The organism is Sphingobium sp., from assembly GCF_041987595.1.
Classification (GTDB): Bacteria; Pseudomonadota; Alphaproteobacteria; order Sphingomonadales; family Sphingomonadaceae; genus Sphingobium.
Genome location: NZ_JBHIWJ010000065.1, coordinates 1 through 8,707 on the forward strand (window position 1 = coordinate 1; position 8,707 = coordinate 8,707).

Sequence of the window (8,707 nt, forward strand, 5' to 3'; positions counted from 1 at the left end):
TAATTCTGGATCTCCGTATCGCCGAGCGTCGGGTCCGCCGCGTCGGTCAGATGGTCCAGCTTTTCCAGATAGTCGGACATCAGGCCTTGTCCTCAGACTTTTTGTTCGCCTCGCTGTCGGTCGGCTCGCCCGCCCCGCTGACGCCGGGCTTGTCCGTCGTCTTGGGCGTGGGAGCGGCAGCAGGCGCAGCGGGCGCCGCCGCCTTTTCGTCGCCCGGCAGCACATATTGCGCGCCTTCCCACGGACTCATGAAGTCGAAGCTGCGGAAATCCTGCGCCAGACGCACCGGCTCATAAACCACGCGCTTGTCTTCCTCGGAATAGCGCAGCTCGACATAGCCGGTCAGGGGGAAGTCCTTGCGCTGCGGATGCCCCTTGAACCCATAGTCCGTCAGGATGCGGCGCAGGTCGCCATTGCCTTCGAAGATGACGCCATACATGTCGAACACCTCGCGCTCCAGCCAGCCGGCGACCGGCCAGATGTGCGTGACGGTAGGAACCGGACTGTCCTCGTCCGTCGACACCTTCACGCGGACGCGATGGTTCCGCGTGACGCTGAGCAGATGATAGCAGACCTCGAAGCGATCCGGACGTTCCGGATAGTCGACGCCCGCCACTTCCATCAGCTGCTGATAGCCTGCCCTGTCGCGCAGCAGCAGCATGGCATCGGCCAGCTTCTCGCGCGCGACGGTGAAGCTCAGCTCGTCCGCCTGCTCGACGGTTTCGACCAGCATTGACCCCAGCAGCCCGGCAATTTCCTGCGCGATCCCATCCGGGTTCACGACCTTAGGAGCAGAATGACCCATATTAACGCTCAACCGTCCCGATCCGGCGGATCTTCCGCTGCAACTGCATCACGCCGTAAAGCAGCGCTTCGGCAGTGGGCGGGCAACCCGGCACATAGATGTCGACCGGCACGATCCGATCGCAGCCACGAACTACCGAATAGCTATAGTGATAATAGCCGCCGCCGTTGGCGCAGCTGCCCATCGAAATCACATATTTCGGATTGGACATCTGATCGTAAACCTTGCGCAACGCGGGAGCCATCTTATTGCACAGCGTGCCCGCGACGATCATTACGTCCGACTGGCGCGGGGAGGCGCGCGGCGCCGCACCGAAACGCTCCATGTCATAGCGCGGCATGTTGGCGTGGATCATCTCCACCGCGCAACAGGCCAGACCGAAGGTCATCCACCAGAGCGAACCGGTGCGCGCCCACTGGAACAGCTCCTCGGTCGAGGTGACGAGGAAGCCCTTGTCGCCGACTTCGCTGTTCAGCGCATTGAAGAAATCCTGGTCGGGCTGCGTTCCCACCGGCGGCAGGGTGCCGGGGATGGGACGGTCAAGTTCTACTCCCAATCGAGTGCTCCCTTCTTCCACGCATAGACGAGGCCGAGCACCAGCTCCGCTATGAAGATCATCATCGTCGCCCAGCCGGCCCAGCCGATCTGGTCGAGGCTGACCGCCCAGGGAAAGAGAAACGCCGCTTCCAGGTCGAAGATGATGAACAGGATCGCGACGAGATAGAATCGCACGTCGAACTGACTGCGCGGCTCTTCAAAGGCCGGAAAGCCGCATTCATATTCGCTGAGCTTGGCCGGATCAGGCTGGTGCGCGCCGGTCAGGCGGCCCACCAGCATCGGCAGAAACACGAATGCGCTCGAAAGCAGAATGGCAATCCCGAGAAAGATCAGGATCGGCAGATATTGGGCTAGATCGACCAACGGAATCCCCTGGGCGAATGAAACGTGAGCGCGCTTTAGGCCTGCTGCATATGCGAAGCAAGGGGCGAACCTGTGAGAATGATTCGCAACAATTGCAGAGGCTTGATCACGCTACCAAAAGGCGGGTTTTTCAGCGCAGGGCGCCTGCTACCAGCTTGTGCAATTTACTATGGATGGCGTCGTTGCCCGCAATGACTTCCTTGCGCTCGATCGGCTGATCGCCGCCGCGGAAGTCGGTCGCAAAACCGCCCGCCTCGCGAACCAGCAGCAGGCCTGCCGCAACGTCCCAGGGCTGAAGGCCGCTTTCCCAGAAACCGTCATAACGGCCCGAAGCCACATGAGCGAGATCGAGGGAAGCCGCGCCGAAGCGCCGGATGCCCGCGACCGAGGGCGCCACCGCGCCGAAAATGCGGGTCCATTGGGCGAAATCGCCATGCCCCATGAACGGGATGCCGGTCGCGATCAGACATTCGCCCAGGTCGCGGCGAGCCGACACGCGAAGGCGCTGGTCATGGCGCCAGGCGCCCCGGCTCTTTTCCGCCCAATAACTCTCATCGGTCACCGGCTGATAGACGAGACCGCTCGTCACCTCGCGCCTGGCGCCGCCGTAAAGCGGTTCCTCGACGGCAATGGAAATGGCGAAATGCGGAATGCCGTGCAGGAAGTTGCTGGTGCCGTCGAGCGGATCGATGATCCAGCGCGGCTTGTTGGGATCGCCGGCGATCTCGCCGCCCTCCTCCAGCAGGAAACCCCAGTCGGGCCGGGCCTTCTGCAATTCTTCCACCAGGGTCCTTTCCGCCTGCTGGTCGGCCTTGGACACGAAGTCCGCCGGCCCCTTGCGGGACACCTGGAGATGTTCGACCTCGCCAAAGTCGCGGCGCAGCTTGGAGCCGGCCTTGCGCGCGGCGCGTTCCATGACGGTCAGAAGGCCCGAGTGCGATACCATTTTTCTTGTCTCCCTCGTCCCGCTAGCGGGAGGGTTGCCGCGCCATCAGCGCTAAAAAGGAAGGGGCAGAGGGCTTGCTTTCGCTCGCCGCCTACCCCCGCCCCCTCCCATATGCGGGAGAGGAAACATTCTTGTCAGTCGGCGCGCTTCACATATTCGCGCTCATACACATCGACGACAATGCGCGTGCCCGTGACGATATGCGGCGGCACCATGACCCGCACGCCATTGTCGAGAATGGCGGGCTTGTAGCTGGCCGAAGCGGTCTGGCCCTTCACCACGGCGTCGGCCTCGACCACGGTCGCCTCGACCGTTTCGGGCAGCTGCACCGAGATCGGACGCTCCTCGTACATTTCCAGCATGACCATCATGCCGTCCTGAAGGAAGGCCGAAGCCTCGCCCACCAGATCCTGCGGCAGATTGATCTGCTCATAGGTCTCCGTGTCCATGAAGACGAGCATGTCGCCCTCGGCATAGAGATACTGGAAATCCTTGGTGTCGAGGCGAATGCGCTCGACGGTTTCAGCCGACCGGAAGCGGACGTTGTTCTTGCGCCCGTCGATCAGATTCTTCAGTTCCACCTGCATATAGGCGCCACCCTTGCCGGGCTGGGTGTGCTGGATCTTCACGGCGCGCCAGAGGCTGCCGTCATATTCGATGTTGTTGCCGGGACGAATCTCGACGCCGCTGATCTTCATGGGAAGAGCCTGCCTATATGTCTGAAGGTGAAAAGAGCCGGCCTCGCAAGGCTGCGCGCGCCCTTACATGGATGAGGGCAAAAGGGCAAGGGGGAGCCGCCTATCGCGGTTTCGCCAGCAAGGGATAGGGATTGATCGCCCGCCCGCCATACCACGGCTCGCGCGCCTCCATCTCATGCACGGCGAAGTGCAGGTGCGGCGCCGCCGGATCCGCATTGCCCGTGCTGCCGACGCTGGCGATCCGCTGGCCGCGCCGGACGCTCTGCCCCTCGGCCAGCCCCGCTGCATAGCCGTCGAGATGCGCATAGTAATAGATGCGCCGCCCGTCGGCCGAGCGTTGGTAAACGGTCCGCCCGCCCTCCTCGCTCCAGAACAGCTTTTCGATCCGCCCGTCGGCCGCGGCCAGCACCGCCCGCCCCCGCGCCGCCATGATGTCGATCGCATCATGCACCCGCGCCCCGCTCGCCCGCGCCTGGGTGAAGGTATCGGAAAGCGCCGTCGGCGGCACGCCCTCCACCGGGATGAGCAGTTCGCCCGTCCCGGCCGAAACGGGTCTTTGCGGGCGGACAGGCTGCGGCGCGTCCGCCGGAACGATCCGCACGCAAAGCCGCAGAAACAGCGCGCAGAGCAGGACGGCAAGCGCACCCCCCGCCCAGCCGCGCGCGCTCATAACTGAAACACCGCCTTTACGCCCGACTGCACCATCTGCGCCAGGCGGGCGGCGTCCCAGTTGGTCAGGCGAATGCAGCCATGGCTTTCGGTGCGTCCGATCGTCTGCGGCTCCGGCGTGCCGTGGATGCCGTAATGCGGCTTCGACAGGTCGATCCACACCACCCCGACCGGGCCGTTGGGACCGGGCTTCAACACCGCCTTCTGGTCCGTGGAGGCTGCGTCCCAGAACAGATCCGGATTATAATGAAAGTCAGGATTGCGGCTCAAGCCCTTGATTTCCCATGTTCCGATTGGCAGCGGATCATGTTGCGACCCCATGGTGGCGGGGAATTGCGCGATCAGCCGGTTCTGCGCGTCATAGGCCCGCAGCACGCCGTCCGACTTGTCCACCACGATATGATCCGCCTGCGGCTGGTCCTTTGCGACGCCCAGGCTGGCCAGCGTCTCGCCCCAACCGCGCTCATCGCCTTCGATCCGCGCCACCGGCTGGTTGGCGATCGCCGGCACGCGGATGGCGGCGCCCGCTCCAACCTTCGTATCGGGCCGGTTCAGCGCCATCAGCGCCTCGGGCGTCGTATGAAAACGCTCGGCCAATTTTTCCAGCAGGTTGCGATACCCCAGGGCGGGCAGCTTCGCCTGCTCGTTCAGATCCTTGGGGACGGCGAAAAACGGCCCTTTGACGAAGCCCTCCGGTATCCGCACCAGCCATGTTGCGGGCTGGGGCCGATCGCCCAACAGCGCCTTGGCCGTGGCCTCATCATAATGCCCCGTCGCGGGCAGCCCCTTGGCCTTCTGAAATCCAGTCAGTGCCGTGGCGAACGACATCCCCTCCCTGCCGTCCAGCACGCCGGGCGAAAAGCCGGCCCGGTCCAGCGCGACCTGCGCCTGAAGCACCGACTCCACCCGCGCAGGCGTTCCGGCGGGTTCGGGCACGATGACAAATGCATGCGGATCCGCGGCAGGCTGCGCTGACTGCCTTTCCGCCTGCCCGTCCGGCTGCCGGGAGGACGCGCTTTCATTGGCATCCGTCACCGTCATGTTACAGGCCACGCAAAGCAGGCTGAGGGCAAGGCTATGTTTTTTCACGGGCATTCTCTCCTTTTCATGAGAGAACGCGCTGCTTTGCATAAAGCTGCCTGCCTGCCGGGCGGGATCAGCGTCCCAGCACTGCCCCAAAGGCGGCCACGCCCGCCTGCGGGCCGCCGGGATGGTTCCACACCGCCCCGCTGACCGCCAGAAAATCCGCACCCGCCTTCACCAGCGGCGCGGCATTTTCCGCCGTGATGCCGCCGATCGCCACGCAGGGCAGTTCGAACAGCGCCGTCCACCAACTCAGGATCGACGGATCGGGCCGATGATACGTGTCCTTGGTAGCGGTCGGATAGAAGGCCCCGAAGGCGACATAGTCGGCGCCGGCTTCCCCCGCTTCCATGGCAAGGTGGCGGCTGTCATGGCAGGTCACGCCGATCTGCACGGAAGGGCCAAGCAGCTTGCGCGCGTCACGCGGGTCGCCATCGCCCTGCCCCAGATGCACGCCGTCGGCCCCCAGCCGCTTGGCCAGCATCATGCTGTCATTGATGATGAAGGCAGTCTCCCGCTCGGCGCAGAGTTTCTGGATCGGCTCGGCGGCGCGGGCGATGGCGTCCTCATCCAGCCCCTTCAGGCGAAGCTGGAAAGCCGCGACCTGCCCACCGTCGAAAGCCGCGGCAAGGCTGTCCGCAAAACCTGCCCCGATCGCGGGTGGAGAGACCAGATAGAGCTGGCAGGGCGGACGAAAGCCCTGCTCGAAACGGTCGGCAAAATGGGGATCGAGCGCCAGTTCTTCGTCGGTGAAATCGGTCATGCCGGAGGATTAGGGAGGCGCGGTCCGTTTGTCGAGCGGGGCAAAGCGGTTCGACTTAATGGTTTCTTTATCGAAATGATCGAAAGCCGCCAGCATGATTCAGGTTAAATCCCTCCCCTTCCGCCAGCTCGTCATCGCGGAACTGTCGGGCTTTCTCTCGGTGGAAGACGTGCAGGATTTCGAGCGGCAAAAGGCCGCCGCCGTCCGGGACATGGGCCTGGGCAGCGGTCAGTTCGACATCATGGTCGATACGGTAAACTGCTCGATCCAGCCGCAGGAGGTAATCGCCGCGTTCCGGAACATGGTCGTCAACACGCGCTGCCGTGCCCGGCGCGTCGCGCTGATCCGCCCCGGATCGCTGGCTGGCGCGCAGGCGCAGCGAGCTTTGGCGCGCGATAATGTCGTTCTGGTGGAAAGCCGCACCGAAGCGCTGGACTGGCTGAGCCGCGCCGCCACATGAAGAAAGGCGGCTTCGCTGGAAGCCGCCTTCGCATCATCAATCTCAGGCGACCTTCTTCGTCGAGGCGCCGTGGATTTCATCGATCGCTTCACCCAGCGATGCGTCAAACTCGGCGTCGCTCATCTGGTGGCGCAGATCGTTCAGCAGCGCGCGGCTGAAGCTGGCGATGATGCCGCGATTCTTGGCCAGCTCGGCGCAGGCTTCGGAGCGCGAGAAACCGCCCGACAGCGCCACGACGCGCAGCACGCGGGGATGGTCGACCAGCGGATCGAACAGACCGGCCTTGGTCGGCAGCGACAGTTTCAGCATCACCTTGTCGTCGCCCGGCATCGCGTCGAGATTCTTGAGGATTTCCTCCAGCAGGATCTGGTCGGCTTCGGCGCGCTCGGGGCTTTTGATGTTCACTTCCGGCTCGATGATCGGCACCAGACCGGCGGCCAGAACCTGCTGCCCGACCTCGAACTGCTGCCTGACGACGGCGGCAATGCCCTCGCGATTGGCGAGATTGATGACCGACCGCTCCTTGGTGCCGAACACGCCCAGCGCCTTGGCGCGATGCAGCAGCGTATCGAGGCCCGGATTGGGCTTCATAAGCTGCACGCCATTGGCTTCGTCCTCAAGGCCCTTGTCGATCTTGATGAAGGGCACCACGCCGCGCTCGATCAACGCCTGCGGCACCGGCTTGCCGCCCGCTTCGCCATCCATGGTGCGCTCGAACAGGATCGCGCCCAGCACCTTCTCGCCCGAAAAGACCGGCGAGGTGATGATCCGGCTGCGCATGGCGTGGATAAGGCCGAACATCTCCTCTTCGTTGCTCCACGCGCCTTCCTCGATCCCATAGCCCTTGAGCGCCTTGGGCGTCGAACCGCCGCTCTGGTCGAGCGCCGCGATGAAGCCGTTGCCGCCCTCTATCTTCGCCTTCATGTCCTCGAACTGCATCTGCACATACCTTTTCTGTTGGATGCGCCGCCCATCGGGGCTGCGCGCCTATGGGAAGGACGCCTTGCACGGCGTCCACGGTCGAGCGAGGCGCGCCGCTCTCCAAGGCGCGCCCCGCAATCCTGTTCAGGCCATCAGCGCCTTCACGCCGGGCAGCTCCTTGCCTTCCATCCATTCGAGGAAGGCGCCGCCAGCGGTGGAAACAAAGCTGAAATCGCCCGCCACACCCGCATGATTGAGCGCTGCGACGGTATCGCCGCCGCCTGCGACGGACGTCAGCCCACCTTCCTTGGTAAGCGCCGCCGCGGTCTTGGCCAGCGCCACCGTCGCCTTGTCGAAAGGCGCGATCTCGAACGCGCCGAGCGGGCCGTTCCACACCAGCGTCCGGCAATTTTTGAGCGCATCGCCCAGCGCCTCGACGGCAGCGGGGCCGACGTCGAGGATCATTTCATCCTCGGCCACTTCATGGACGTTGCAGATCCGCAAGGACGGCGGATTGGCGGCGAATTCTTTCGACACCACCACATCATAGGGCAGATGGATGGTGCAGCCGGCCGCTTCCGCCTTGTCGAAGATTGCCTCGGCCGTTCCGGCCAGATCCTTCTCGCACAGCGACTTGCCGATATCGACGCCCCGCGCATAGAGGAAGGTATTGGCCATGCCGCCGCCGATGATCAGATGGTCGACCCTGGCGACGAGATTGTTCAGCACGTCGAGCTTGGTCGACACTTTCGCGCCGCCGACGACCGCCGCGACCGGCTTTACCGGCTCGCCCAGCGCGGCCTGAAGCGCGTCCAGCTCCTTCTCCATCGAGCGCCCGGCAAAGGCGGGCAACTTGTGCGCCAGCCCCTCGGTCGAGCCGTGGGCGCGGTGCGCGGCGGAGAAGGCGTCGTTGACGTAAAGATCGCCGATCGCCGCCATCGCCTCGACCAGCGCGGGGTCGTTCTTTTCCTCGCCGGGATGGAAGCGGGTGTTTTCAAGGATCGCAATGTCGCCATTCCGCATCACCTTTATGCCGTCGACAGCCGCCTCGCCCTGACAATCGGGGATGAACTGCACATCGCGGCCCAGCACGGCGGTCAACGGCCGGGTGATCTTCGAAAGCGAAAATTCCGGGTTCTTCTGTCCCTTGGGACGACCGAAATGGGCGAGGATCAGCACCTTCGCGCCGCGATCGGCCAGTTCCAGCACGGTCGGCATGGCGGCGCGCAGGCGCGTATCGTCGGTGACGGAGCCATCCTGCATCGGCACGTTCAGATCCTCGCGAACCAGCACCACCTTGCCCGTGATGTCCCCCATATCGTCGAGTGTCTTGAACGGCTTCGCCATGATCGCTCCTATATTGTCTGGAATTCGGGTCGGTGAGTAAAAACCCCGCCGGTTGGTCCGGCGGGGTTCTTTTTTCGTTTAGAGGAACTTCGCC

11 protein-coding genes are annotated in these 8,707 nt (G+C 64.0%); 1 reads left to right on the top strand and 10 read right to left on the bottom strand.

The genetic code is table 11. The annotated features are described in order from the left end of the window. Positions 1-79: 79 nt before the first annotated feature. The 8 genes from ACFC3J_RS15415 to thiE all read right to left on the bottom strand — a co-directional run bounded on the left by ACFC3J_RS15415 (position 80) and on the right by thiE (position 5,885). Positions 80-805, bottom strand: coding sequence for an NADH-quinone oxidoreductase subunit C (locus ACFC3J_RS15415; protein ID WP_375197013.1), 726 nt, complete (start codon positions 803-805; stop codon positions 80-82). Position 806: 1 nt separating this feature from the next. Continuing rightward, the gene (locus ACFC3J_RS15420) at positions 807-1,361 is read right to left on the bottom strand and encodes an NADH-quinone oxidoreductase subunit B family protein (protein WP_192666552.1); all 555 of its coding nucleotides are present in this window, start codon (positions 1,359-1,361) and stop codon (positions 807-809) included. Continuing rightward, entirely contained in the window at positions 1,352-1,726 is a 375-nt protein-coding gene (locus ACFC3J_RS15425; RefSeq protein WP_192666551.1) for an NADH-quinone oxidoreductase subunit A, read from the bottom strand. Before ACFC3J_RS15425 ends, ACFC3J_RS15420 begins: the two co-directional genes overlap by 10 nt. A 130-nt stretch (positions 1,727-1,856) precedes the next feature. Further along, a complete protein-coding gene (locus ACFC3J_RS15430) occupies positions 1,857-2,672 on the bottom strand; it encodes an inositol monophosphatase family protein (protein WP_375197014.1) in 816 nt (271 codons plus the stop codon). Positions 2,673-2,806: 134 nt separating this feature from the next. After that, positions 2,807-3,370 (bottom strand): elongation factor P, encoded by a 564-nt coding sequence (gene efp, locus ACFC3J_RS15435; RefSeq protein ID WP_021238169.1) that lies wholly within the window; start codon positions 3,368-3,370, stop codon positions 2,807-2,809. A gap of 100 nt (positions 3,371-3,470) precedes the next feature. After that, complete coding sequence (locus ACFC3J_RS15440; RefSeq protein ID WP_375197015.1) at positions 3,471-4,040, bottom strand: M23 family metallopeptidase; 570 nt, start codon at positions 4,038-4,040, stop codon at positions 3,471-3,473. After that, positions 4,037-5,134, bottom strand: a complete 1,098-nt coding sequence (locus tag ACFC3J_RS15445) for a L,D-transpeptidase (protein WP_375197016.1) — start codon at positions 5,132-5,134, stop codon at positions 4,037-4,039. Before ACFC3J_RS15445 ends, ACFC3J_RS15440 begins: the two co-directional genes overlap by 4 nt. Positions 5,135-5,195: 61 nt before the next feature. Then, positions 5,196-5,885, bottom strand: coding sequence for a thiamine phosphate synthase (thiE, locus tag ACFC3J_RS15450; protein ID WP_375197017.1), 690 nt, complete (start codon positions 5,883-5,885; stop codon positions 5,196-5,198). A gap of 94 nt (positions 5,886-5,979) precedes the next feature. Here thiE and ACFC3J_RS15455 point away from each other — a divergent pair, with 94 nt between their 5' ends. Continuing rightward, entirely contained in the window at positions 5,980-6,345 is a 366-nt protein-coding gene (locus ACFC3J_RS15455; protein WP_375197018.1) for a hypothetical protein, read from the top strand. Between the two features lie 42 nt (positions 6,346-6,387). Here ACFC3J_RS15455 and ACFC3J_RS15460 read toward each other — a convergent pair whose 3' ends face one another. Continuing rightward, complete coding sequence (locus tag ACFC3J_RS15460) at positions 6,388-7,284, bottom strand: fructose bisphosphate aldolase (protein ID WP_375197030.1); 897 nt, start codon at positions 7,282-7,284, stop codon at positions 6,388-6,390. A gap of 126 nt (positions 7,285-7,410) precedes the next feature. Further along, the gene (locus ACFC3J_RS15465; protein ID WP_375197019.1) at positions 7,411-8,613 is read right to left on the bottom strand and encodes a phosphoglycerate kinase; all 1,203 of its coding nucleotides are present in this window, start codon (positions 8,611-8,613) and stop codon (positions 7,411-7,413) included. Between the last annotated feature and the right edge of the window lie 94 nt (positions 8,614-8,707).

Coding starts and splice junctions, on each gene's coding strand:
- ACFC3J_RS15415 (WP_375197013.1), bottom strand. CDS start 805: ATGGGTCATTCTGCTCCTAAGGTCGTGAACCCGGATGGGATCGCGCAG.
- ACFC3J_RS15440 (WP_375197015.1), bottom strand. CDS start 4,040: ATGAGCGCGCGCGGCTGGGCGGGGGGTGCGCTTGCCGTCCTGCTCTGC.
- ACFC3J_RS15460 (WP_375197030.1), bottom strand. CDS start 7,284: ATGCAGTTCGAGGACATGAAGGCGAAGATAGAGGGCGGCAACGGCTTC.
- ACFC3J_RS15455 (WP_375197018.1), top strand. CDS start 5,980: ATGATTCAGGTTAAATCCCTCCCCTTCCGCCAGCTCGTCATCGCGGAA.
- thiE (WP_375197017.1), bottom strand. CDS start 5,885: ATGACCGATTTCACCGACGAAGAACTGGCGCTCGATCCCCATTTTGCC.
- ACFC3J_RS15465 (WP_375197019.1), bottom strand. CDS start 8,613: ATGGCGAAGCCGTTCAAGACACTCGACGATATGGGGGACATCACGGGC.
- ACFC3J_RS15430 (WP_375197014.1), bottom strand. CDS start 2,672: ATGGTATCGCACTCGGGCCTTCTGACCGTCATGGAACGCGCCGCGCGC.
- ACFC3J_RS15445 (WP_375197016.1), bottom strand. CDS start 5,134: ATGCCCGTGAAAAAACATAGCCTTGCCCTCAGCCTGCTTTGCGTGGCC.
- efp (WP_021238169.1), bottom strand. CDS start 3,370: ATGAAGATCAGCGGCGTCGAGATTCGTCCCGGCAACAACATCGAATAT.